Genomic DNA, 24707 nt, shown 5'->3' with positions numbered 1-24707 from the left:
GTGAAGTGTTCGGACTTTTGTAGGTTTGCTGAGGTGTGAGCGATGACTGTGCGTCGTCGGTGTCCACCGGCGCCGGGTTCGTTGGAGGGCTACGCTGCCCGCTTCGATGATCTGTTCGGCAGGCTGGCCCAGCGTCGGGGGTTTCGTGAGTACCTGACCGGGCTGCTCGCGCCGCGTGACCGGAACAAGACGTTGACCTGTCTGGCCGGGGCTGAGCCGGTCATCGGGGCTCAGCATCCGGCGGTACAACGGCTGCAGTTCTTCCTGTCGGAGTCCACCTGGGACCATGAGCAGGTCAACGCCCGGCGGGTGGAGTTGCTGCTGGCTGATCCCGCCACCGCGCCGCATGCCGGTGGGGTGCTGGTCGTCGACGATTCCGGTGACCGCAAGGACGGTACCGCCACCGCGCATGTGGGCAACCAGTGGCTGGGCCGCTATGGCAAGACCGACCGCGGGATCGTCACCGTGACCACCCTGTGGGCCGACGAGCGGCTGTACTACCCGCTGCATGCGGTGCCCTACACCCCCGCGCACCACTTCCCGAAAGGCAAGCACGACCCAGACTTCCGCACCAAGCTGCAGATCGCTGCCGACCTGGCCGTGCAAGCCCGTCAGTCGGGCGTGGTCTTCCGCGCGGTGGCCGCCGACTGTGCCTACGGCGACCAGGACGGCTTCCGCGCCGACCTCCGCGCGGCGGGACTGCCATTCGTCATGGCCCTCAAACCGCACCGGGGGACATGGGCCTACGCAGACCAGGCGTACACCCCCGTCGACGCTGCCCGCGACCTGGCCTGGAACAGTCCCGAAGAGCCGGGCGACTGGACGCCGGCGCCCCGGACGTTCCGCGACGGGCATACCCAGACGTGGTGGGCCGCCGAGGCGCGGCTGGGCTGGTGGGGGCCGGACGGGACGACCCGGCTGGTCGTGGCCACCGCCGACCCGGCCACCCTGCCGGAGAAGGCCACCTGGTATCTGGCCACCGATCTGCCTCGACTCGGCGGCCCCCGGGCTGTCGACAGCCCTCATCCACCCGCGGACCTGGCGGAGATCGTGTGGATCTATGGGATCCGGCACTGGATCGAGCAGGGCTACAAGCAGGTCAAGGACGAACTCGGGTGGGCCGATTTCCAAGCCCGTTCCGACACCGCCATCCGTCGCCATCAGACCCTGGTCAACTGCGCGTTTTGCTTCTGCTGGGATGCCTGGTTAGCAGATCGAGCACCGTCACAGCCAGCAGCACCACCCCCTGATCCCGGTGCTCGAGAGAGGGGACCCGCACCCGGCAGGCCGTCGGCAGCCCTGTGCTGGCCCCGAACCATCCGGGAGGTCCGCGGCTGGCTCGTTCCCTGGATCATGTTGCGGCGCTGTTGGCGGGCGTGGTCGAACAGGCCCCCACCCGCCGAGCTCCAGGCACTCCTCGACGCCGTCGCAAGTGGACAACCCCTGTACCTGTACCACCTGAGCTAACAAACTACCGCTAGAGAAACCCGATCATCGCAGCCCGCAGGGCACTCTCATCATTTCCAAACCGCCATGACACCGTCACAGACGAAATCCGATCCACGGATCGAGGCTTAGCCTCGATGCCTCCCGACGGGGAAGGAGCGGTGCACGACCGTCGTGCTGGATATCGCGGCGGACGGCGCCTCACCTGTCCTACCGCCTCGGCCTGCGAACGTTCTCCTCGATGGACAGCCGCACCGTCCTTACAAGCAACCGTTCCGGTGCCCGGAGTGAGCATGGATCCCGGGTACTTCCGCTTCGATCGCGACCACCGTGACTCAACCGGCTTGCATTGCATCTCGGATCTGCGGGTTCGGTGGTGAGGTGACCGCCGGAGGTCGTGCGCGCACGGCGTCCCAGGCGGCCTTGCCGCTGGCGAAGTAGTCGCGCACGGCCTTGCTGGCCAGCAGGCCGGCGGCGCAGCCGTCGCAGCGGGCGTTCACGCCGTCGGTGTCGATGCCGACCTGCCGGCACAGTGTCACCGCGCGGGACAGGTGGTAGGCCTGGGTGACGACCAGGGCCCGGGTGATGCCGTAGACGTCCCGCGCCCGTACGCACGTGTCGTAGGTGTCCAGGCCGTGCGGGTCGGCCACGATGCGGCGCGGATCGATGCCGAGGCCGGTCAGGTATGCGGTCATCACGGCCGGTTCGTCGCCGGACTCGCCGCCGCCGTCGCCGGATACCAGGATCACCCGGGCGCGGCCGCTGTCCACGAGTGCGGCGGCGGTGTCCAGCCGGCCGGCCAGGCGTGGCGCGGGCGTGCGTTTGTCCGCCGCCACTTCGCCGCCGAGCACGATGACGACGTCGGCGGCCGGCGCATCCGCCTCGTCGTGCACGTGGCCGCGCGCGGCGATCTGTGTCCACAGCCATGGCGCGCTGGTGAGCAGCAGCGCGGCGGCCGCGCCGAGCACCACCCGCCGGCGCCACCGGCGCACCGGTTTCGCCTTCTCCTGTGCGTCCGTCATGCGGAGCACACTATGCGCCGGGCGCCAAGGCATCGTGCCTCCGGTGGGCCGGCCTACGCCATCGCGTGGATCGACTTCCATGGCCGCGACCTGCTCGTCGCCCTCACCTTCGCCAACACCCCCGGCACCAACCCGATGACCGTCGCCCTGGCCAACCTGGCCGGCAGCCGGGGCAGCGCCTGGTATCTGCCCTGGTGTGAGCGCTGGGAGCCCTCGGGATGGTGCGGTGACAGCGGACGTCGTCGCCCGATCGGATCACGCCAGCGCCAGGGCCAGGGCAAGGGCACCGACGAGCGGGGCGTCGTCGACGAAGGTGGCGGTCGTCAGCTGTGGCGGGAAGGGCACCGAGCGCTGGAGGGCTGTCGCCACCCGCGGGAGGATGTGCTGGGCGGCACCCATCAACCCACCGCCGATGACGACGCGTTGCGGGTCGAGGGTGATGCAGAGGTTGGCGATCGTCCGGGACAGGGTGTCCAGTGCCTCGTCCAGCAGTTCGCCGACGCCGGGTTCGGCGTGCAGGTCGAACAGTTCGGCGGCGGTCACCTCCCGGCCGAGCAGGGCTGAGCCACGGCGGGCCAGGGCGCTGCCGGAGACCGCCTCCTCCAGCGGGGCGTGGCCGTCGGCGAAGGCCGGGGCGGCGGCGGAGTCGCGCAGGTAGCCGATCTCGCCCGCGGCGCCGTGGGCACCGGGCAGGACCCGGCCGCCGGCCACCAGCGCGGCGGCCAGACCGGTCCCCAGGTTGACGTAGAGGCCGATGTCGACGCCGCGGAGGGCTCCCCAGCGCAGCTCGGCGGCGGCACCGGCGTTGACGTCGTTGTCGATCGCGACGGGGGTGTCACCGAACTCGGTCCGCAGGAGCCGGGGCAGTGCCATGCCGTCCCATCCGGGCACGTTCGGGGCCAGGCGGATCACGTCGTCGCGGACCACGCCGAAGGTCGAGACCCCCACCGCTGCCGGGGTGCTGAGCAGGTCCCGCGCGGCCGTCAGGGTGCGCTCGACGACCTGCAGCGCCCCCCTGGAGCCCTGGGTGGGCAGGCGCATCATGGTGTGCGGGCGGCCGTCGGGCGCGTCGACGGCCGCCGTTCCCAGCGCGACCTTGGTGCCGCCGAAGTCGATCGCCAGTACGTGCCGCGTCACCTGGGCTGCCCCCGCCGGGCGAGCGAGTCGATCGCCACGGCTATGGCGAGCACCGCGGCGGTGACCATGTACCGCACCGAGGAGTCGACGCTGAGCAGCAGCATGCCGTTGGTGATCGACTGGATCACCAGGATCCCCAGCAGCGCGGCGTAGGCCCGGCCCCGGCCGCCGAACAGTGACGTGCCGCCGATGACCGCCGCGGCGATCGCCATGAGCAGGGTGTCGCTGCCGCCGGAGCTCTGGTTGACCGCGGCGAGCCGGCTGGCCGCGAGAATCCCGCCGAACGCGGCCAGGGCGGACCCGGCGACGAACGCGAGGACACGGATCCGGGTGATGTTGATACCGGCCCGGCGCGCCGCCTCGGCGTTGCCGCCGACCGCGTACATGTGACGGCCGAAGACGGTGTGCCGCAGCATCAGGTCGAGGCACACGACCAGGGTGCCGAAGATGACGAGCAGCAGCGGCACCCCGCGGTCGGCCGTCAGCACCAGCACCACCACCGCGAGGACGCCGGCCAGGCCGGCCAGCCGCAGGGTCAGCCACAGGCCGGAGGTGACCGGCAGGTCGGCGTCGCGGCGCAGCCGCCGGTTGACCAGTGCGCCGGCGCCCCAGCCGGCGACGATGAGCGCGGCCACCAGCCAGCCCGCCCACGGCGGCAGCCAGGTGTCGCTCAGCCGCGCGAGAAACCCGTCGAACGGCAGGTTGATCGTCCCGCCGCGGCCCAGCAGGTACAGCATCAGGCCCTGCCAGCCGATCAGCCCGGCGAGCGTGACGACGAACGAGGGCATCCGCAGCTTGGTGAACATCCAGCCGTGCAGCAGGCCGACCAGCACGGCGCAGCCGAGCGCCGCGGCGACCGCGACCAGCGGGTGCCAGCCGTGGCGCACGGACAGGATCGTCATGACGACCGCGCACAGGCCGCTGACCGAGCCGGCCGACAGGTCGATCTCGCCGAGCAGGATCACCATGATGATGCCGAGTGAGATGGTGCCGGTGGCCGCCATCTGCAGGGCCAGGTTGGTGAGGTTCTCCGCCGACAGGAAGTGCTCGTTGAGGGACCCGAACACCACCGCGATCAGGATCAGGCCGCCGACGACCGGCCATGCGCCGAGGTCGGTACGCGTCGCCGCGCGCAACGGTTGCAGCGGCTTGACAAGCGTCGTGGTCATACGGTGCCTCCGGTGATGGCGGCGACGACGGCCTCCGGGGTGGACTCCGCGGTGCTGAACTCGCCCGCGTTGCGGCCCAGCCGGAGCACCACGATCCGGTCGCTCACGGCTCGGACGTCGGCCAGGTTGTGGGAGATGACGAGCACCGCCAGCCCCCGGTCGCGCAGGCGGCGGATCAGGTCGAGCACCTGCGCGGTCTGTTCGACGCCGAGCGCGGCGGTCGGCTCGTCGAGGATCACGACCCGCGGCTCGCCGATGAGCGCCCGGGCGATGGCGACGGACTGCCGCTGGCCGCCGGAGAGCATCGCGACGGGCACCCGGATGTCACGGATCCGGACGTCCAGCGAGGACAGCAGGTCCCGTGCCGAGCGCTCCATCCGGATGTGGTTGAGCACCGTCCAGCGACGGCGTTCGGCGCCGAGGAACAGGTTGCCGACGACGTCGAGGTTCTCGCAGAGCGCGAGGTCCTGGTGGACGGTCGACACGCCGAGCTGCTGCGCCTCGTGCGGGCTCGCGATCCGGACCGGGCGGCCGTCCTGCTCGATCGCCCCGTCGTCCGCGGTGACGACGCCGGAGAGGACCTTGACGAGGGTCGACTTGCCGGCGCCGTTGTCGCCCACCAGGGCGACCACCTCGCCGTCCGGCAGGTCCAGGCTCACCCCGTCGAGAGCCTGGACCGCACCGTAGCGTTTGCTGATGTTCGAGGCGGCGAGCACTACTGGATTCCCGCCTTGGTGCACGCCGGGACGACCGGTCCGGTGCAGATGTCGGACGCCTTGTAGAAGCCGTCCTTGACGATGGTGTCCTTGATCCGGTCCGCGGTGACCGCGATCGGGTCGAGCAGGAACGCGGGGATGTCCGCGGTGCCGTTGGCGACCTTCGTCGGCGCGGCCGGCTTCTCGCCCTTGGCGAGCGCGACGGCCAGTTCCGCGGACTTCTCCGCCTCCTGACGGATGTCGAGGTAGATGGTCATGTACTGCTCTCCGGTCAGGATCCGTTGCACCGCCGCGAGTTCCGCGTCCTGGCCGGTGATCGGCGGCAGGGTCGGGTAGCCGGCACGCTTCATCGCCGCTATCGCACCGCCGGCCATGCCGTCGTTGGCGGACAGCACCCCGACGATGGTGTCCCGGCCGAGCGCGGTGATGGCCTGTTCCATCTCTTGCTGGGCCTTGTCCGGGCTCCAGTCGGGCGTGTCGAACTCGCGGCCGATCTGGACCTTGCCGTCGAGGACCTTGTGCGCACCGGTCTTGTAGTCGGCCGAGCTGGGGTCGGTCGGGGCGCCGTTGAGCATGACGATCTTGCCCTTGTCGGCCGTCCCGGCCTTGGTCAGCGCGTCGAGCAGGGCCTGTCCCTGCATCTCGCCGACCCGGACGTTGTTGAAGGAGACGTAGTACTCGTAGCTGATCTCGGAGATCAACCGGTCGTACGCGATGACCGGCACCTTCTTCTGCTTGGCCTGGTTCACCAGCGACGCGACCGCGCTGGCGTCGACGGCGTCGAGCACCAGCACGTCGGCGCCCTGGGCCAGGGCGGCCTCCACCTGCTGCTGTTGCTTGGCGGCGTCCTGGTCGGCGTTGGCGTAGAGCAGCTTGCAGTCGGCGCACAGCGCCTTCACCTTGGCCTCGAACAGGGGCCGGTCGAACGCCTCGTACCGGGTCGTCTTGGACTCCGGCAGGAACAACGCGATCGTCGGCGCGTCGTCGCCGGTCGGCTTGTCTTTGGCGTTGCCGCCACACCCGCTGACAACGGCGGCCGCGACGACGACTGCGACGAACCATCTGGCTCTCACGGAGGGACACCTTTCCTGAGAAGGGTTCTGCAAGCATGCTGAGCCACCTGGCGAACCTTGGCAAGGTCCTTTACGAATTTGATAAATGACCTTTCTTAATTGGTATGGCACGCTGGTCAGGTGCAGACCACCGGCACCGCGAGCACGACCAGCGTGCTGCGGGTGATGAACGAGCGCGCCGTCTTCGCCGAGATCTTCCGGCTGGGCAGGGTGTCGCGCCCCGAGCTGGCCCAGCACACCGGGCTGTCCAAACCCACCGTGGCCGTGGCGCTCACCAACCTCGAACGCGCCGGGCTGCTGCGCCAGGTCGGGATGCGCGCGGGCGCGGCCGGACGCTCCGCGGTGCTGTACGAGGTGCGCCCCGAAGCGGGCTGGGTGTTCGCGGTCGACGTCGGCCGCTCGTACGTCCGCGTCGGCCTGGCCAACCTGGTCGGCACGGTCGTCGCGCGCAAGGACGAGTCGTCGCGGGGGACCCGCGCCCGCGACCTCGTCGCGCAGCTCACCCGCCTCGCCGAGGAGATGGTCGCCACGGCCGGCATCACGCGCGACGACATCACGCTCGCCGTCTTCGGCACCCCCGGCATCCACGACAAGGCGACCGGCGCCCTGCATCTGGCACCGAACCTGCCCGGCTGGGACCGGCGCGGGAGCGTCGAGCGGCTGGCGGGCATCGCCGGCTCGACGTATGTGGTGGAGAACGACGTCGACCTGGCGGCCGTCGGTGAGGCGAGCTACGGGCTCGGCCGCGGTGTCCAGCATTTCGTCTACGTCTCCATCGGCACCGGCACCGGCATGGGCATCATGATCGACGGCAAGCTGTACCGCGGGTTCCGCGGCGCGGCCGGCGAGATCGGCTACCTGCCGGTCGGTGAGGGCGACCCCCTGCTGGACGCGCCCGCCGCGCGGCGCCGCGGCATGTTCGAGTCGGTGGCCTCGGCCGACGGTGTGGTCGCGTTGGCGCAGCGGATGGGCCTGCACGACGCGGCGAACGCGAAGGACGTCTTCGACGCCGCCCGTGCCGGCGACGAGACCGCGCGGCTGGTCGTGTCCAGAGTGGTGGACCATGTCAGCCACGCGCTCGCCGGGATCACGGCGGTGCTCGATCCGGAGCTCGTCGTCCTCGGCGGCGGCGTCGGCAGCCAGCCCGGCGACCTGCTCACCGGCCCGGTCGCCGAGCGGCTCCGCAACCTCGTCGCGCTGCATCCGCCCCGCATCGAGGTCTCCACGCTCGGCACGGACGCCGTCCTGCTCGGCGCGCTCGCCGTCGGCCTGGCCGAGGCACGCGACCTGGTCCTCGACCGGACGGCACCCGCCCGCTGACACCGGCGACGCCGGGGCGGCGGGCCTGCGACCCACCGCCCCCGCGCTCCGGATCAAGGCACCGGCACCGAGACGGTCGGGACGTTGTAGCCGCGCACCCGCAGATGGGCGGGCAACCCGCCCAGATCAGCGGTGGCGTAGACCGCCGTGATCCGGGTCGACTCGCCGGGGAAGAGCGAGACGTAGTTGTCGGTGTAGGTGACCGGCACGACCTCGTTGCCGCCGCTGCCGGCGGTCACCTCCGGTCGTACGAAGAACGCGATGCTGGTCGGGCTCGTGTTGGTCAACGTGATCGTGACCGTCTCCTGCCCGCCGGCGACCGATCGGGACACGCCCGTGGTGACGCCGGTGTTGGCGGGGAGGCTGTTCAGCCCGGTGAGGTCGGCGTAGGTCTTGACGCTGGTGGAGTACCAGTTCTTCTTGTTGCCCAGCGCGTCGGCCGTGGTGGAGTACCAGTAGAGGTTGTTGCTGACGGTCGTGCCGCTGGAGTCCTTCAGCTGGAGGCGGACGAAGTAGGTCGACGTCAGTCCGGTGATCGCCGGCAGCGTCAGGATCGGCGCGGAGGCGTTCGCGGGCGCGCCGACCGCGACGCTGGTGGTGTACTTCTGGGTCAGGTCCGGGACGTTGTACACCGTGGCGGTGGCGGTCAGCCCGGTCCGGCCGGTGAGGGTGGAGTTCACGACGTATGCGTTGCGGGTGAAGTAGTCGTAGGCGATGTGGACCGGCTCGGTGGCCTTCCTGGTGCCGTAGAACGATCCGCCCGGCTTGAAGTAGTAGTCGTAGAGGTTCCAGTGCAGCGCCGGCCAGGCGTTGTTCTGCATCCACCAGATGCTGCCGAACGACTGGGTGTGCTGCCGGGCGCTCCACGCCTCGAAGAACGAGCGGGTGTTCTCGTAGTTCATCACCTCGGACTTCTTCGAGTAGTCCGCGGCGCTGGTCGTGGTGCCGTACCGCCGGTTGAGGGCAGTGGTGTAGACGTCGGTGTTGTCGAAGACGCTGCCGCCCCGGCCGACGTGGTAGTTCCAGGCCGGGTTGCCGACCGGCCAGGTCTGTGCCGGGGTGAGGAACCGCGAGAGGCTCTCCAGCGGCGGCGGCGCCTCGGTGCCCTCCTCACCGGTGGTCCCGAACGCCGAGCCCTGGCGGGTGAGGTCCCACCACAGCACCGGCGGCTCCCATTTGTAGGGGCCGTCCATCTTCATGCCCGCGTTCGCGTTGGACCAGGTCGCGACGTTGTCCACGGTCGGGTTCTGCCAGTGCAGGCCGGCGGCGATGTTCTTGTACGCGGTCAGATGCGCCGCCGTCGGCGGCTGGTCGCTGCCGTAGTTCCACATGAACGTGCTGGCGTGCGCGCGCAGGGCCCGCATCTGGGTGTTGAGCGATGCCTGGGCGACGGTGGTCTGCTCCGCCGTCCAGCCGCTGTCGTTCTCCCAGGCGCTGCAGCAGACGAATCCCGGCATGACCATGATGCCGGCCGCGTCGGCGAGGTCGTAGAGCTCCTGGTTGCCGAGCGTCCCTTCGAGGCGGATCGTGTTGAGGCCCATGCCCTTCACGTAGTCGACGTGCGCCTTGTTCGTCTTGGTGTCCCACCGTTGCAGCAGGTCCCAGACGTACCCGCCGCCGCGGAACAGGATCGGCTGGCCGTTGACCTTGTACCCGACGAAGGAGGTGCCCTGCACCGTCGTGCGGTAGTCGGTGAACTGCCGGACGCCGAAGTTGACCGTCTTGCTGTCGGACGCCGCACCGGAAACGCTTGCCGCCGTCGTGACCTGGTAAAGCTCGGGGCTGCCGAACTGGTACGGCCACCACAGCACGGGGTTGACGACGTGCAGCTGCGGGTAGCCGGCGGGATCGAAGACGAGCTCGCGGCGCTCGCCCGCCGCCAGTGTCACGGTCTGGCCGGCCGTGATCGTCGGCTGGCCCGGCTTGCTGATGGTGGCGGTGACGGTCGTGGTGACCGGCGCCGCCGTCGCGTTGATCGCGTCGGCGTAGACGGTGAGGTCGGCCGCATCGGTGGCGGGCAGTGGCAGGACGGTCTTGACGTACGGGTCACGGACGGCGACCGGACCCGTCGTGTCGACGGACGTGCGGCCCCAGATACCGGCGTTCATGTCGGGCGCCTCAGGGTTCCAGTCGACGGTGCACACCGACAGGTCGGCGCAGGCGTGCCGCGGTGGGGTCACCCGGATCGCGATGGCGTTCGACGCGCCGGGCACGATGGCGCCGGTGACGTTGTACTCGTGCGAGACGAACGTGCCGACGGCGTTCGCGTCGAGCTGCGTGCCGTTGAGCCAGACCTGGGCGCGGTAGCTCAGGCCCTGCAGCCGCAGCCAGTAGACCTGCCCGGGGCTCGTGGCCGCGGCGGTGAACTGGCCGCGGTACCACCAGTCCTGGCCGGTCAGGTCCGGCACGGACTGCAGGTTCGTGCCGGCGTAGATGTTGGTGTAGACGTTGTTCGCCACCAGCCCGGCCAGCACGGTCGAGGGTAGGGTGACCGGGCTCCAGCCGGCGGCCGGGTAGCCGACCTGGGAGATCGTGGCGCCGGTGTCGGCCAGGCCGGTGGCGGAGCGCAGGGCCCAGCCCGAGGTCAGCTCGGTGGAGCCCACGGTGGCGGCCGAGGCGCCGCCGGGGCCGAGCGCACCGATGGTCAGGACCGAGGTCACGGTGAGCATGAGCGCGACCAATGCCCGCCGATACATCATCCGATTTCGTGACATTTTGCACCTCCGACGGGTGTGCGGGGCCGCGCGCCCGGTGGCGTTGCGGCTCCGCCGGCGGTTACGAGCCGCTCGGCCAGGTGACCTGGGTCGAGTGGTAGTAGTTGATGCCCATGACGTTCCAGCGTGGTCCCTGCGCACCGAGGCGCTGCTTGAACGCGGTGAGGTTGTGCGTGCTCCATGGCGACCAGCCCAGTTCGGCGATCGCGGGCAGCCGCGGGAAGGCCATGTACTCGATGTCGGCCGTGGTCACGAGCGTTTCCGACCACAGCGGTGCCTCGACGCCGAGCACGGCGGTCTCGCCGGCACCGGTGAGGTAGGCACCCGGGTTCCATTCGTACGCCGTGTTCACGTCGATGAGACCGGCCCACTTCTGACCGAGCCTCGTGTTGTTGCGGTACTTCATGTCCAGGTAGGTCTTGTTGGCCGGGGACATGACCACCTTGGTGCCGTTCGCCACCGCCGCGGCCAGCGGCGCATTGCTGGTGGTGGTGCCCCAGAACTGGGCCACCGTCGAGGGCGGCAGGGTCGCGTTGGCCACATCGTGCCATCCGACGACGGTCTTGCCGTGCGCGGCGACGATCTGCTGCACCCGGTTGATGAAGTACGAGTAGTCGGCCGCGGTGGTGGAGCTGGCCTCGTCGCCGCCGATGTGCACGTACGGCCCCGGGGTCAGCGCGGCGATCTCTCCGATCACCTGGTCGATGAACGTGTATGTCAGCTCCAGCGGCACGCACAGCGAACTGAACCCGACCTGCGTGCCCGTGTACCGGGCCGGAGCCACGCCGTTGCAGTTGAGCTGCGCGTACGAGGCGAGCGCGGCATTGGTGTGCCCGGGCATGTCGATCTCGGGAATGACCGTGATGTACCGGTCGGCCGCGTAGTTCACGATCGCCGTGTAGTCCGCCTGGGTGTAGTACCCGCCCGGTCCGCCGCCGACCTGCGTGCCGCCGCCGTAGGTTGCCAGATTCGGCCAGGAGTTGATGGCGATGCGCCAGCCCTGGTCGTCGGACAGGTGCAGGTGCAGCACGTTGATCTTGTACAACGCGAGCTGGTCGAGGTACCGCTGGACCTGGGCCACGGTGAAGAAGTGCCGCGCCACGTCGAGCATCGCACCGCGGTGCGCGAACCGCGGGTGGTCGACGATCTGCCCGCCCGGCACCGGCCATGGTCCGGGCTGGAGGGTCGCCGCGTCGGCGGCCACGGGCAGCAGCTGCCGCAGCGTCTGCACGCCGCGGAACAGCCCGGCGGGCTGGTTCGCCCGGATGGTGATCGCGCTCGCGGTGACGTCGAGTTGGTAGCCCTCGGCGCCGACGCCGGGCGGCGCACCGGTGAGCAGCAGGGCGATCCCGTCGGCCGGGCCGGCGACGGTGGTGACGACCGGCAGCGGCAGCCCGGTCGAGACCCGCAGCCGGGCCGCGAGCTGGTTGGCGATGGCCGCCGCCGGTGCGGAACCGGGCGCGGCGTAGATGGTGGTGGACGCGGTGATGCCGTGGCTGACCCCGGGCGTGGCGGTGGCCGTGACCGGGGCCGGGACGACCGAGCTGAACGCGACAGCGGTCGCGGCGGCGGCGGGAGCGGTGGTGGCGGACAGGAGGGCGGCGACAACGCCGAGGCCGGTGAGGGCCCCGCCGAGTCGTCGTGGCAGGGACGGGGTGGCCATGACGGTCCTCTCGCAGAACGCACCGGCCTGCGGGTGGGCTCGCACCCACCATCAGGCATTTGCATTTGACGATCCCCAGTCCAGCCAGGATGGCACGGGCCCGAGCGAAAGGCAAGGTGCTTTACAAATGGCGCTCGGGTCATGCCCGATCGTGGCCACGGCGCTTGCCTGGCGGCGCACCGTCGTCAGCGCTCCACGCTTCCGTGACCGGCAGGAGCGTCTGACGTCGGCGGCGAGCCGCCGCCTTGCGGACATGACGCGGCCCACAGTGCACCGGGTGGTGCGCTGCGGGCCGTCGGCTTCGATCCCTGGCTACTTCCCGCCACCGGCGCGGAATGCCACCCAGGCGTCACTCATCCGCTCCGCCTGCCCGGCGGTGAACAACGGCTCAGCCTCGATCCACCGCTGATCTTGCTGTCGGTGGCTTGTGATGGCTGTTGATTGATGGTGGCTGATGGGCGGGTTGGTGGGCGTGGTTGTACTGCCGGGCGTGCCGGCCTGCTCCGGTGGTGGTCGGGCCCGGATGGGCGATCGTTCGGGTCAGGCCGTTGCGGGTGGTCCGTGGATGCGGTCGAAGAGTGTCTGCCAGGTTTGCTGCCAGGGCCAGTGGGCGGGGAGGTGCAGCACGACGCGTCTGGCGCGGTGAGCGATCCGGGCCGGGATGTTGATCAGTTGCCGGCGGATGGTGGCGGTTCGGGCGGTGCTGTAGCGAGGGCTGGTGAGGCAGCCGGCAGCGCGTAGCAGGTTGTGGGCCATCGCGGTGAGGGTGAGCCAGGCGGCGTTGGCGGCGAACCGCCCGGAGGGTAGGTGGGCGAGGGGTCCGTCGATGATGTCGGCGAAGACCTGTTCGACGATGGCGTGTCCGCGGTGGGTGAGGTCGGCGTCCACTGTGGACTCATGGGTGTCGGTGAGGAAGACGTGGTGCCGCCAGAGCTGAAACAGTTCCTCCTGGCCTTCCGGGGCGGGGTTGCGTTCCTTGACGCGGCGCACGACGAGCCGGGCGGTGACCTTGTGACTGTTGGACTCGAACGCGGTGTATCCGGTTTCGGCGACCTGCGCGTCGGAGATCCATTCGCCGGTGTCCGGGTCCTGGACAGCGCGCGGGTAGCGGACCGAGGTCCAGGCGGTCTCGTCGATGGCGGCGACCGCTGCGCGGATCTTCGGGTTGGTCTGCAGGGTCACCGAGTAGTTCACCCCGGCTTTGCGGCAGGCCGACACCACGGCGCCGGAACCGAACGCGGAGTCGGCGCGGACCAGGACCCGGCCGGTCGCGCCGCACGCCCTGGCGGTGCGGATCGCCTGCGTGATGAGCGACGCCGCGCCACGGGAGGATCCCGCGCTGCCGCCGCGTAGCCGGGTCGCGGCGATCGCCGGCGCTGACAGCGGGGTGCTGATCGTGGCGAGCAGCGGTGACAGGCCACGCAGCTTGATGTTGTATCCGCCGACCTTGGCGTGCCCGAACGACGCGCCCTGCTTGGCGTGGCCGTAGACCCTGCGCAGCAGCGAGTCCACATCCACATACGTTTGCGTCGCCGCGTCCGGCAGCAACGGCGTTGCTGCCGCGAGGGCGGTCAGCAGATCCCGGCTGGCGGCTTCCAGCTGCAGGGCGTGACCCCAGGTGAAGAACCGCAGGAACGACCCCAACGTCGACGGCGCGTACACACCGGTGAACAGCCTGCCCATCCCGCCGTGCCGCAACACGTCGAGGTCATCGATGCTGTCCGCGCCCACGCACATCCCAGCCACGACTGCGGCGGCCTTCCCGCCCGGGTTCGACCCGGTCGACATGTCCGGCCGCACCCGGCCCTCGACCAGCCCGGCCAGACCGACCCGCTCCGCCAACCCCAACACCGGGACCAACCCCAGCACACGACACCAGATTCGCCTCATCGAACACCGCGCCCACCGCACGGCCAGCATGCAACAATCGCACCTACGAGATGCCCTCTCGAGCAGGATGACGGAAGCCTAGAGAACTCCCATCATCCCAGTTCAGGTGTGCCACGAACGTCGATTGAGGTCCTATGTGGACGGTTCCTCTGGAGGCGGTGCTGCGTGGAAGATGAGGGTATTGGCCCCTCGGAGTCGCTCTGTGGGGGGAGGCTTCAAGCCGCCACCTGCTGCGTTGGCTGAAGACCGTCGTGGTGAGCGAGGTGGAAAAGGCGCCGGTTGAGGCGTCAGGCGGGGATCGGGAAGGCGTTGCGTCACAGCCTGCGAAGTGTCGAAAGGGAAATGGTTGACATCGAAACCGGGGTATCTGAACTGCTCTGGGATGAGTCTGGCGGTCACCCACTTACTGGCCAGGCGGTGTCCGGCATATAGGCGGCGCGAGCTCGATCTGCGGCTTTCGCGTGGAACGTGGGAAGGCGGAGCCGATACGGCTGTCCGGGGTTGACCGGGCGGCGAGAGGGAGCGTTCCGACCGGTAGCACGGGAGGAATTGAGTACCGATGCGGCAACGCCGGCGGACTGGCTCGTAGTAGCGGTGAAGCTCCTGCTTGACGCGGTGGGGGTGGAGCGAAGGGGCCAGGTCATCCGTGGTTCGGAGATTCGATCAACCAGGCCCGGTTCGGGTCGGGGAGGAATCGGGTGGCCGAGCAGCAGTCACCAGACAAGCCGTTCGAGATCTCGAGGATGGAGGTCTGGCGGGCGTGGGAGAAGGTCAGGGACAACAAGGGTGCCGCTGGGGTCGATCGGCAGTCGATCGAGGATTTTGAGCAGGATCTCCGGAACAACCTGTACAAGATCTGGAATCGGATGTCGTCGGGGAGTTACTTTCCCCCTCCGGTCCGAGCGGTGGAGATCCCCAAGGTCGGGGGTACCAGAACGCTCGGGGTGCCGACGGTCGGGGACCGGGTAGCGCAGACGGTGGTCGCGGCGAGGCTGGAAGCTCGGATGGAGCAGATCTTTCACCGGGACTCCTACGGCTATCGCCCCGGCCGGTCGGCGCTGCAAGCGGTCGCGAAGACCAAGGAGCGCTGCTGGCGGATGGGCTGGGTGGTGGACATGGACATCGCCAAGTTCTTCGACAGCGTCCCGTGGGACCTCATGGTCAAAGCCGTGGAGGCCAACACCGACCAGCCGTGGATCATTCTGTATGTGAAGCGGTGGCTGGCCGCGCCGATGGTCACCGCGGACGGGACCGTGGTCCACCGGGAGCGGGGGACCCCACAGGGATCAGCAGCATCGCCCGCATTGGCGAACCTGTTCCTGCACTACGCGTTGGACTCGTGGCTGACGAAGACGTTCCCGGACGTCGAGTTCGCCCGTTACGTCGATGACGCGGTGGTGCACTGCCGTAGCGAGGCCCGCGCCATCCAGGTGCGGGACGCGATCGCGGAACGCCTGCGACAGGTGGGCCTGCGTCTGCATCCGGACAAGACCCGGATCGTCTACTGCCAGGACAGCAACCGGCGAGGCTCGTACGAGCACACATCGTTTACGTTCCTGGGCTTCACGTTCCGGCAACGGGAGGCGCGCAACCGGCGGGGACAGCACTTCAGTGGGTTCCTGCCCGCGCGCAGCGACGCGGCCCAGCGCAAGATGAACACGACGGTGCGATCGTGGAAGCTGCACCACAAGACGAACCTGACACTCGACGACCTCGCACGGTGGATCAACCCGATCGTGCGAGGTTGGATGCAGTACTACGGAGCGTTCTACCGCTCCAAGCTGCACCAGCTCCTGGAACGCATCAACGCCTACCTGATGCGGTTCCTCCGTCGAAAGCTCAAACGGTTGCGGGGCAAGAAGAGGGCCCTCCAGTACTGGAGCAGGCTCGTCGCCACCCGGCGGGGCCTGTTCGCCCACTGGGCGTGGGTCACCTCGCTCACGACAGACTGGTGATCAGGATGACAGGAGCCCGGTAAACCGAGAGGTTTACGCCGGGATCTGTGGGAGCCGGAGGGTGAGACCCCCTCCGGCCACCCGACAGGGCATTTCCCATACCCCGAACACCATCACATCTCGATACCTGTCGGTGGATCGAGGCTAAGCTTGAGTTTTATCCTTTGAGTGCCTGCTTGCGGGCTTTCAGAATGTCCACTGTGGACTTCTTCTTGCCGACTGGGTAGCGGGTTCGTGGGGGCCGGGTGCTGCCCTTGGGACGGCCGGGGCCGGGAGTGGTCGTTTTCGGCCTACTGGCCGGAGTGCCCAGATGCCGGCGCAGGTTACGGAAACCCCGGCGGACCCGTCCAGGGGTCATCGACCGCCCGGCAGGGATCGTCTTCTCCCAGGGACGGCGTAGATCGGTCGTGAGAGTCTTCGCCAGCCGCAGCTGTGCGTGTGCGGCCAGGATCAGCCATGTCCAGCGTTCACCTTGTTGTGGAGTACGGATCTGCGGGGCGGTCCAGCCCAGACTGGACTTGAGCAGCCGGAAGGTGTGTTCCACATCGAACCGGCGAAGGTAGGTCTTCCACAGCAGGTCCAGGTCAAAGACGATGCCCGGTGGTGCGGTGTGCCACAGCCACAGGTCTTCCGGCGCCCGGTTGCCGGGCAGACGCTCGACCTGGATGCGGATCACGGTGCCAGCCACGACCGGCAGGACCCCCTCGAAGCCGGTCCAGCCGGCCTGTCTGGACAGTTTCTGGTGCAGCCCGTGCCACGCGCTGACCATCACCTCGCCGTATCGCGGGTTCTGCCCACGCAGCCGCTGAGTGGGTGCCGGAAGCGATGCCGGCTTGGACAGTTCGAAACGGCTGCCGTGTCTCTTGGGCCGGCCCGGGCGGCCGTCCTTGCGCCCCTTGGGTGCCGGTGCATAGAACACCCGGTCGCTGCGCACCCGACCCAGGACCTGCACACCCAGACCATCGCGTTCGGCGAGATAGGTGATGCGGGTCAGGTCGTATCCGGAGTCGAACGTGAACACCGGCGCGGGCCGCCGCGCGAGCGTCCCGGCCTCCTCCAGACGGGCGAGCACGTTGCCGATCTGGGCGACGGTCACCACCGTCGCGTCGTCGTCGGGGCCGATACGCACCGCGTCCAGCAGCGCGGTCCACGACGAGGCACCCCACTCCAACCCGGCGGCGAAGGAGAACGGCCAGCCCGGAATCGTCTTGCGGGATCCGTCGCAACGGCAGGAGGTGTAGCAGTGGCACAGCCCCGCAGAGGTCACCGCGTCCGGCCGTGGCCACGCCGAGGTATCCACCGCGATCTTCACCGGACCGTCGTCGGCGGGCTGCCACGACGACGCGATCAGCCCAGCCAGCTGTTCAACGTCGAGGTCACCACAAGCCAGCGCGTCATACAACGCCCCGTGTCCACGCCGGAACACCTTCTCCTGCGACAGTTCCACCAGAGAGTCCACCGGACCCTCGACGGTCAACACCGCATCCACGAGCTCGAACAACGCGTCCGCGCGTCTGTCGAAGCACGCATACAACCCGGCCCGGAACGCGACCAACGCCGCACGACACACCGAGGCATCCGTTGCCACCACGGCCTTCAAACCTGGCATAGTAGGCCCCACGGCCACCCCGCATCCTTCGAAGCTTCAGCACTCCGAATGATCACGGGTGGCCGTACCCATATCCTTGCGACACACCGAAACGGCCCGGACGATCTTCTGATCGTCCGGGCCGTTGGTTAAATCTCAAGCTTAGAGCGACCGGCAATAGGTGTCCAAGATCCGGACAGGTAGGCATCCCGAAGTAGGAAACAGGCACGAGACATCGATCATCAGAGTTCTCTACGCTCAGTGATCAACGGAGTCCCGTGCCTGCCCTGCCATCATCGTTGCTTGAACCCGTCTTCGTCCAATTCGCCGCGCTGTGGCCCGAGCGCCCCGAGTTCGACCCCACCCATCCACTCGGATGCCACCGGCGGCGCATCCCCGACCGGGTGGTGTTCGAGCACGTCATCGCCGCTCTGGTACACGGATCCGGCTACGAGGTCATCGCGACGGCCGGCTGCTCGGACCGCACGATCCGCCGACGTCTGCACCTGTGGGCCGCCGCCGGACTGGGGGAACAGATCCACGAACTCGCGCTGGACGCCTACGACCGGATGATCGGCCTTGACCTCGCCGACGTCAGCGCCGATGGCGCCATCACGAAAGCTCCCTGCGGCGGTGACCGAGCCGGCCGGTCTCCGGTCGACCGCGGCAAAGGCGGCATGAAACGCTCGACCGGCGTCGACGGCTACGGCATCCCACTCGGCATCGTCGGCGCTGCGGCCAACCGGCACGACGCGCCGCTGCTACGTGACACCTTCGAAGCCTGCAGCACCCAGCTCCGACACTGCTGGCCTGAGCAGATCACCGCTCACCTCGACCGCGGGTACGACAGCAGACGCAGCCGCGATCTCCTCGACGAACTCGGCTTCAACGCCGAGATCGCCCGCAAGGGCGTGCCCGCCCCGATCCAAGTCGGCAAACGCTGGGTGGTCGAGCGGACGAACTCGTGGATGAACGACTTCGGCAAGGTCCGCCGCTGCACCGACCGCAACGCCACCATCATCGATTTCTACCTCTACCTGGCCGCCGCCATCGTCACGATCCGTCAACTCATCCAACGAGCCCGCACGATCTACCGCTGGGACACCCGCCCCACCACCCGCAGACTCAAGTGACGCCTATTGCCGGTCGCTCTAAGCTTCGTGTTTAACGTCGTTTCGCCTTCCGGTGGGGCCTGGCGTTGGTCTTCTTGACCGCTGGATAGCGGGTTGCGGGTGTCGACTTTCGACCTTTCGGTCGTCCGGGGCCTGGGCGGGAGGGTTTCGGTGGGTTGGTTGGGCTGCCGATGCGTGGCAGTAGGTGGGCGAAACCGGCCCGGACCCGGCCGGGGGTCATCTTCTCGGCCGCCAGTGGTGGCTGCCAGGGCAGCCGGTGGTCGCCGACGTGGTCGCGGGCCAGGCGCAGTTGGGTCAACGCGGCGAGGATGAGCCAGGTCCACCGGTCGGCTTGCTCGGGGGTACGCACTTTCGGGGTGGTCGCGCCGAGCGTTTGTTTCGCGAAGCGGATCGTGTGCTCGATATCGAACCTGCGGATGTATGCCCGCCAGACCCGGTCCAGGTCGACGGTGGTGCCTGGGGGTCCGGTCCACCACAGCCACAGGGTCTTGGGTTGGCGGTGGCGTCGGCCGGGCAGGCGGGAGACCCGCAGCCGGATGATGGTGCCCTCCACGATGGTGATGGCCCCGTTCGGGTCGCGGTACGTCTGCTGGAGGGGGTGCAGCCGGTGCCAGGCGTGTACCTCGACGTGGCCGTACTGCTCGTTTTCACCGGTGTGTTTCGCGTCCGGTGCTGGCCAGGTGCCCGGTTCGTCGCAGCTGAACCGGGCGCCGTGGCGGCGGGGACGCCCGCCCCGCCCTGGTTGGTGTGGCGGCGGTGGGCCGAAGAATTTTCGGTCGTCGCGGATACGTACCACGATCTGGGCATCGGCATCGCGGAGCCCGACGGTGAGTTGGACGGGGTCGAAGCCGGCGTCGAAGGCGAACAGTGGGGTGGCCGGTGGCGGGCCCAGCCGTGGCAACAGGGCCTGGATGTGGGCTACCGCGACGGTGTTGAGGTTGTCCTGGACAGCCAGGCGGTGCACGTCGGTCGGCGCGGTCCACGAGTCCGCCGTCTGGGACAGCCCGGCGAGCCACAGGTACGACCAGCCGGCCACGATGGGTTGCCCGTTGGAGTGTCGGGACGGGTGGTAGTAGAACCCCCGCTCGGGGGAGCATTCTGCGTCGCAGCGCGCCCAGGTCGTGGCGTCCACGGCGAAGTCTGGCGGCCAGCCGGCGGGCCGGTGCGCGGCCAGCGTGTCGCGCAGCAGGTCGGTGTCGATGTCGCCGTGGGCGAGGGCGGCGTATGCGCTGCCGTGCCCGCGGTAGGCGCTGGGGGCCAGGGTGAGGTGGGCGACACCGGCCACCGGCATCGGGCAGCACAACCCATCAAGCAGTTCGAACAGCCCGTCCGCGCGGGCGGTCAGGCAGTCGTAGCACTCGTTGCGGAAGCGATGCAGTTCGTCTTGGTCGGTCTCGGCCGGGTGAGGGACACTAGCTGGGACGGTCATCTTGTCACCACTTGGGCAGATTCTTCTCTACTCCCAGAGTGGCAAGATGGCCGCCCCACGTCGACATCGGGGTGCGTAAGCCCAGGTCAGAGGTTAAAAGCGAAGCTAAGGACAGACCCCACCACCGTCTCTGCGCCAGAGCCGTTAAGAGCGACCGGCGATAGGTGTCAGGATTCGGGCGGGTTGAGGCCCGGGATGCAGGACAGGCACGGGTTCATCGATCATCGGAGTTCTCTACGCTTCGTGACCGATGGAGTCCCGTGCCTGCGCTGCCATCTTCGTTGTTCGAGCCTGTCTGGGTCCAGTTCGCCGCGCTGTGGCCTGAGCAACCCGAGTTCGACCCGTCGCATCCTCTGGGCTGCCACCGCCGCCGGATCCCGGACCGGGTGGTGTTCGAGCACGTCATCGCTGCGTTGGTGCACGGGTCCGGCTATGAACGTGTCGCGTCGGATGCCTGCTCGGACCGGACGATCCGCCGGCGTCTGCGGTTGTGGGCCGATGCCGGTCTCGGTGAACAGGTCCACGAGCTTGCCCTGGACGCCTACGACCGGATGATCGGGCTGGACCTGACCGATGTCAGCGCCGACGGCGCCATCACGAAAGCGCCGTGCGGCGGGGACCGGGCTGGCCGGTCCCCGGTCGACCGCGGCAAAGGCGGTATGAAACGCTCGACCGGCGTGGACGGCTACGGCATCCCACTCGGGATGACCGGCGCCAGCGCCAACCGGCACGACTCGCCGTTGCTGCGTGACACCTTCGAAGCGTGCAGCACCCAACTGCGCCACCGCTGGCCTGAGCAGGTCACCGCACACCTGGATCGCGGCTACGACAACAACCGCTGCCGTGACCTGCTCGACGAACTCGGCTTCGACGCGCAGATCGCCCGCAAGGGCGTACCCGCCCCGATCCAGATCGGCAAACGCTGGGTCGTCGAGCGCACGAACTCATGGATGAACAGCTTCGGCAAGATCCGCCGCTGCACCGACCGCGACGCCACGATCGTCGACTTCTACCTGTACCTGGCCGCCGCGATCGTCACCATCCGTCAACTCATCCAACGAGCCCGCACGCTCTACCGCTGGGACACCCGACCAACCACCCGCCGACTCAAATGACACCTATCGCCGGTCGCTCTAAGCTTGAGATTTAACCAACGGCCCGGACGATCAGAAGATCGTCCGGGCCGTTTCGGTGTGTCGCAAGGATATGGGTACGGCCACCCGTGATCATTCGGAGTGCTGAAGCTTCGAAGGATGCGGGGTGGCCGTGGGGCCTACTATGCCAGGTTTGAAGGCCGTGGTGGCAACGGATGCCTCGGTGTGTCGTGCGGCGTTGGTCGCGTTCCGGGCCGGGTTGTATGCGTGCTTCGACAGACGCGCGGACGCGTTGTTCGAGCTCGTGGATGCGGTGTTGACCGTCGAGGGTCCGGTGGACTCTCTGGTGGAACTGTCGCAGGAGAAGGTGTTCCGGCGTGGACACGGGGCGTTGTATGACGCGCTGGCTTGTGGTGACCTCGACGTTGAACAGCTGGCTGGGCTGATCGCGTCGTCGTGGCAGCCCGCCGACGACGGTCCGGTGAAGATCGCGGTGGATACCTCGGCGTGGCCACGGCCGGACGCGGTGACCTCTGCGGGGCTGTGCCACTGCTACACCTCCTGCCGTTGCGACGGATCCCGCAAGACGATTCCGGGCTGGCCGTTCTCCTTCGCCGCCGGGTTGGAGTGGGGTGCCTCGTCGTGGACCGCGCTGCTGGACGCGGTGCGTATCGGCCCCGACGACGACGCGACGGTGGTGACCGTCGCCCAGATCGGCAACGTGCTCGCCCGTCTGGAGGAGGCCGGGACGCTCGCGCGGCGGCCCGCGCCGGTGTTCACGTTCGACTCCGGATACGACCTGACCCGCATCACCTATCTCGCCGAACGCGATGGTCTGGGTGTGCAGGTCCTGGGTCGGGTGCGCAGCGACCGGGTGTTCTATGCACCGGCACCCAAGGGGCGCAAGGACGGCCGCCCGGGCCGGCCCAAGAGACACGGCAGCCGTTTCGAACTGTCCAAGCCGGCATCGCTTCCGGCACCCACTCAGCGGCTGCGTGGGCAGAACCCGCGATACGGCGAGGTGATGGTCAGCGCGTGGCACGGGCTGCACCAGAAACTGTCCAGACAGGCCGGCTGGACCGGCTTCGAGGGGGTCCTGCCGGTCGTGGCTGGCACCGTGATCCGCATCCAGGTCGAGCGTCTGCCCGGCAACCGGGCGCCGGAAGACCTGTGGCTGTGGCACACCGCACCACCGGGCATCGTCTTTGACCTGGACCTGCTGTGGAAGACCTACCTTCGCCGGTTCGATGTGGAACACACCTTCCGGCTGCTCAAGTCCAGTCTGGGCTGGACCGCCCCGCAGATCCGTACTCCACAACAAGGTGAACGCTGGACATGGCTGATCCTGGCCGCACACGCACAGCTGCGGCTGGCGAAGACTCTCACGACCGATCTACGCCGTCCCTGGGAGAAGACGATCCCTGCCGGGCGGTCGATGACCCCTGGACGGGTCCGCCGGGGTTTCCGTAACCTGCGCCGGCATCTGGGCACTCCGGCCAGTAGGCCGAAAACGACCACTCCCGGCCCCGGCCGTCCCAAGGGCAGCACCCGGCCCCCACGAACCCGCTACCCAGTCGGCAAGAAGAAGTCCACAGTGGACATTCTGAAAGCCCGCAAGCAGGCACTCAAAGGATAAAACTCAAGCTAAGCTTGACTTTTAACCGGTTGCCCTGAGGATCTTCGATCGCTGGGGCGGTTTCGGTGTGTCGCAAGGACATGGGTACGGCCACCCGTGATCATTCGGAGTGCTGAAGCTTCGAAGGATGCGGGGTGGCCGTGGGACCTACTATGCCAGGTTTGCGGGCGGCGTCGGTGTCGGATCCGGCGGCGTGTCGTGAGGCGTTGGTCGGGTTTCGGTTGGCGTTGTACCGATGTTTCGGTCGGCGCGCGGATGCGTTGTTCGAGTTGGTTGACGCGGTGCTGACTGCTGATGGTCCGGTGTCGTCGCTGGTGGAGTTGTCGTTGGAGAAGGCGTTCCGGCGTGGTCATGGGGCGTTGTATGACGCGTTGGCGTGTGGCGAAGTGGATGTCGCGGCGTTGACGGCGCTGATCGCTGCCTCCTGGGAACCGGCCGATGACGGGCCGGTGAAAGTCGCGGTGGATGTGTCGGCGTGGCCTCGCCCGGACGCGGTCACGTCCGAGGGACTGTGTCACTGCTACACGTCGTGCCGGTGCGACGGCGCGCGCAAGACGATCCCTGGTTGGCCGTTCTCCTTCGCCGCGGGGCTGGAATGGGGCGCCTCGTCGTGGACGGCGTTGCTGGACGCGGTGCGGATCGGACCGCAGGACGACGCCACCGTGGTGACCGTTGCGCAGATCGGCGCTGTGGTCGCACGGCTGGCCGCGGCCGGTTCGCTGGCCGGGCGGCCGGCGCCGCTGTTCGTGTTCGACTCCGGCTACGACCTGACCCGGATCACCTATCTGGCCGCTGATCACGCTGTGCAGGTCCTCGGCCGGGTTCGCAGTGACCGGGTGTTCTACGCGCCGGCCCCGAAACGGCTGCGGGATGGGCGACCCGGCCGGCCGAGGCTGCACGGGAACCGTTTCGAGCTGTCCGAACCAGCGTCGCTGCCGCCGGCCGAGCAGCAACTGAGCGCACAGAGCCCGCGCTACGGTGCCGTCGCGGTCAGTGCCTGGCACGGGCTGCATCAGCGCCTGTGTAAACAGGCCGGTTGGACCGGGTTCGTCGGTCCGGTGCCGGTCGTGCCCGGGACGGTCATCCGAATCCAGGTCGAACGGCTGCCGGGCAACCGCGCACCGCAGGATCTGTGGCTGTGGCACACCGCCCCACCGGGCACGGTCTTCGACCTGGACCTGCTGTGGAAGGCCTACCTTCGCCGCTTCGATCTGGAGCACACGTTCCGGCTCCTCAAGGGCATGCTGGGCTGGACCGCCCCGCAGATCCGCACACCCGGACAGGGCCAGCGCTGGACCTGGCTGGTGCTGGCCGCCCACACCCAGCTGCGGCTGGCCAGAACCCTCACCATCGATCTGCGCCGCCGATGGGAGAAGACCACACCCATCCAGCGGCCGATGACACCGGGCCGGGTCCGTCGAGGTTTTCGTATGCTGCGTCGGCATCTGGGCACTCCAGCCAGAATACCGAAATCCACTACCGCCGGTCCCGGCCGCCCCGCAGGCACCACCAGGCCTCCCCGAACCCGTTACGACGTCGGCAAGAAGAAGTCCACAGTGGACAACAAGAAGACTAGAAAACGGCAGGTCAAGGGTTAAAAGTCAAGCTAAGCCCTGATCCACCGATGAGATTGATGTTGGCGGGCCGGTCCGGACGCGGCAATGCCCCCGCGAGCTGGAAGGACAGAGGTTCTTGAGGCTTCTATCGTCCAGTTCGAGAGGG

16 protein-coding genes and 1 pseudogene are annotated in these 24707 nt (G+C 68.6%); 7 read left to right on the top strand and 10 right to left on the bottom strand.

Going from position 1 to position 24707, the window contains the following annotated elements; genetic code table 11:
- Positions 1-42 precede the first annotated feature (42 nt).
- The gene (locus tag ACQEVZ_RS59675; protein WP_433376502.1) at positions 43-1467 is read left to right on the top strand and encodes an IS701 family transposase; all 1425 of its coding nucleotides are present in this window, start codon (positions 43-45) and stop codon (positions 1465-1467) included.
- A 314-nt stretch (positions 1468-1781) separates the two neighbouring features.
- On the opposite strand, the gene ACQEVZ_RS59670 is transcribed toward ACQEVZ_RS59675, so the two are convergent.
- From ACQEVZ_RS59670 to ACQEVZ_RS59650, 5 genes are all read right to left on the bottom strand, one after another.
- Entirely contained in the window at positions 1782-2468 is a 687-nt protein-coding gene (locus ACQEVZ_RS59670) for a SanA/YdcF family protein (protein WP_433385906.1), read from the bottom strand.
- Positions 2469-2723: 255 nt separating this feature from the next.
- On the bottom strand, positions 2724-3605 hold the full coding sequence (locus ACQEVZ_RS59665) for an ROK family protein (protein ID WP_433385903.1): 882 nt from the start codon (positions 3603-3605) through the stop codon (positions 2724-2726).
- The gene (locus ACQEVZ_RS59660) at positions 3602-4774 is read right to left on the bottom strand and encodes a sugar ABC transporter permease (protein ID WP_433385900.1); all 1173 of its coding nucleotides are present in this window, start codon (positions 4772-4774) and stop codon (positions 3602-3604) included. Before ACQEVZ_RS59660 ends, ACQEVZ_RS59665 begins: the two co-directional genes overlap by 4 nt.
- On the bottom strand, positions 4771-5490 hold the full coding sequence (locus tag ACQEVZ_RS59655) for an ATP-binding cassette domain-containing protein (RefSeq protein ID WP_360560473.1): 720 nt from the start codon (positions 5488-5490) through the stop codon (positions 4771-4773). Before ACQEVZ_RS59655 ends, ACQEVZ_RS59660 begins: the two co-directional genes overlap by 4 nt.
- Positions 5490-6563 carry a sugar ABC transporter substrate-binding protein gene (locus ACQEVZ_RS59650; protein ID WP_344508819.1) on the bottom strand — a complete coding sequence of 358 codons (1074 nt, stop codon included), beginning with the start codon at positions 6561-6563 and terminating at the stop codon, positions 5490-5492. The genes ACQEVZ_RS59655 and ACQEVZ_RS59650 overlap by 1 nt, the downstream gene beginning before the upstream one ends.
- Before the next feature lie 120 nt (positions 6564-6683).
- On the opposite strand from ACQEVZ_RS59650, the gene ACQEVZ_RS59645 reads away from it, so the two are divergent.
- Positions 6684-7883 carry an ROK family transcriptional regulator gene (locus ACQEVZ_RS59645; RefSeq protein WP_344508817.1) on the top strand — a complete coding sequence of 400 codons (1200 nt, stop codon included), beginning with the start codon at positions 6684-6686 and terminating at the stop codon, positions 7881-7883.
- A 53-nt stretch (positions 7884-7936) separates the two neighbouring features.
- Here ACQEVZ_RS59645 and ACQEVZ_RS59640 read toward each other — a convergent pair whose 3' ends face one another.
- The 3 genes and pseudogenes from ACQEVZ_RS59640 to ACQEVZ_RS59630 form a co-directional block, all read right to left on the bottom strand.
- Positions 7937-10552 carry a glycosyl hydrolase 2 galactose-binding domain-containing protein gene (locus tag ACQEVZ_RS59640; protein WP_433385894.1) on the bottom strand — a complete coding sequence of 872 codons (2616 nt, stop codon included), beginning with the start codon at positions 10550-10552 and terminating at the stop codon, positions 7937-7939.
- 106 nt (positions 10553-10658) lie between these two features.
- Positions 10659-12260 (bottom strand): family 20 glycosylhydrolase, encoded by a 1602-nt coding sequence (locus ACQEVZ_RS59635; protein WP_344508813.1) that lies wholly within the window; start codon positions 12258-12260, stop codon positions 10659-10661.
- 540 nt (positions 12261-12800) lie between these two features.
- Positions 12801-14193 (bottom strand): annotated as a pseudogene (locus ACQEVZ_RS59630) (IS1380 family transposase).
- Between the two features lie 655 nt (positions 14194-14848).
- Between ACQEVZ_RS59630 and ltrA the strand changes: the two are divergent.
- Positions 14849-16105 carry a group II intron reverse transcriptase/maturase gene (gene ltrA, locus ACQEVZ_RS59625; RefSeq protein ID WP_433385890.1) on the top strand — a complete coding sequence of 419 codons (1257 nt, stop codon included), beginning with the start codon at positions 14849-14851 and terminating at the stop codon, positions 16103-16105.
- A gap of 157 nt (positions 16106-16262) precedes the next feature.
- On the opposite strand, the gene ACQEVZ_RS59620 is transcribed toward ltrA, so the two are convergent.
- Positions 16263-17696 carry an NF041680 family putative transposase gene (locus ACQEVZ_RS59620; RefSeq protein WP_433386232.1) on the bottom strand — a complete coding sequence of 478 codons (1434 nt, stop codon included), beginning with the start codon at positions 17694-17696 and terminating at the stop codon, positions 16263-16265.
- Positions 17697-17971: 275 nt separating this feature from the next.
- Between ACQEVZ_RS59620 and ACQEVZ_RS59615 the strand changes: the two genes are divergently transcribed.
- A complete protein-coding gene (locus tag ACQEVZ_RS59615; protein ID WP_433385887.1) occupies positions 17972-18826 on the top strand; it encodes an IS5 family transposase in 855 nt (284 codons plus the stop codon).
- Between the two features lie 31 nt (positions 18827-18857).
- Here the strand turns inward: ACQEVZ_RS59615 and ACQEVZ_RS59610 are convergent, their stop codons facing one another.
- A complete protein-coding gene (locus ACQEVZ_RS59610) occupies positions 18858-20255 on the bottom strand; it encodes an NF041680 family putative transposase (RefSeq protein WP_433384668.1) in 1398 nt (465 codons plus the stop codon).
- Positions 20256-20515: 260 nt separating this feature from the next.
- On the opposite strand from ACQEVZ_RS59610, the gene ACQEVZ_RS59605 reads away from it, so the two are divergent.
- The 3 genes from ACQEVZ_RS59605 to ACQEVZ_RS59595 all read left to right on the top strand — a co-directional run bounded on the left by ACQEVZ_RS59605 (position 20516) and on the right by ACQEVZ_RS59595 (position 24583).
- The gene (locus tag ACQEVZ_RS59605) at positions 20516-21370 is read left to right on the top strand and encodes an IS5 family transposase (protein ID WP_433385884.1); all 855 of its coding nucleotides are present in this window, start codon (positions 20516-20518) and stop codon (positions 21368-21370) included.
- A gap of 181 nt (positions 21371-21551) precedes the next feature.
- Positions 21552-22985 carry an NF041680 family putative transposase gene (locus ACQEVZ_RS59600; protein WP_433386232.1) on the top strand — a complete coding sequence of 478 codons (1434 nt, stop codon included), beginning with the start codon at positions 21552-21554 and terminating at the stop codon, positions 22983-22985.
- Positions 22986-23146: 161 nt separating this feature from the next.
- Positions 23147-24583, top strand: a complete 1437-nt coding sequence (locus ACQEVZ_RS59595; protein WP_433385881.1) for an NF041680 family putative transposase — start codon at positions 23147-23149, stop codon at positions 24581-24583.
- Positions 24584-24707: the final 124 nt, after the last annotated feature.

The sequence above is a fragment of the Dactylosporangium sp. CA-152071 genome (assembly GCF_050936335.1).
GTDB classification, from domain to species: Bacteria; Actinomycetota; Actinomycetes; order Mycobacteriales; family Micromonosporaceae; genus Dactylosporangium; species Dactylosporangium maewongense.
This window is presented reverse-complemented; position numbering and strand designations above follow the sequence as displayed.

Coding starts and splice junctions, on each gene's coding strand:
- ACQEVZ_RS59660 (WP_433385900.1), bottom strand. CDS start 4,774: ATGACCACGACGCTTGTCAAGCCGCTGCAACCGTTGCGCGCGGCGACG.
- ACQEVZ_RS59675 (WP_433376502.1), top strand. CDS start 43: ATGACTGTGCGTCGTCGGTGTCCACCGGCGCCGGGTTCGTTGGAGGGC.
- ACQEVZ_RS59610 (WP_433384668.1), bottom strand. CDS start 20,255: ATGACCGTCCCAGCTAGTGTCCCTCACCCGGCCGAGACCGACCAAGAC.
- ACQEVZ_RS59640 (WP_433385894.1), bottom strand. CDS start 10,552: ATGCTCACCGTGACCTCGGTCCTGACCATCGGTGCGCTCGGCCCCGGC.
- ACQEVZ_RS59670 (WP_433385906.1), bottom strand. CDS start 2,468: ATGACGGACGCACAGGAGAAGGCGAAACCGGTGCGCCGGTGGCGCCGG.
- ACQEVZ_RS59635 (WP_344508813.1), bottom strand. CDS start 12,260: ATGGCCACCCCGTCCCTGCCACGACGACTCGGCGGGGCCCTCACCGGC.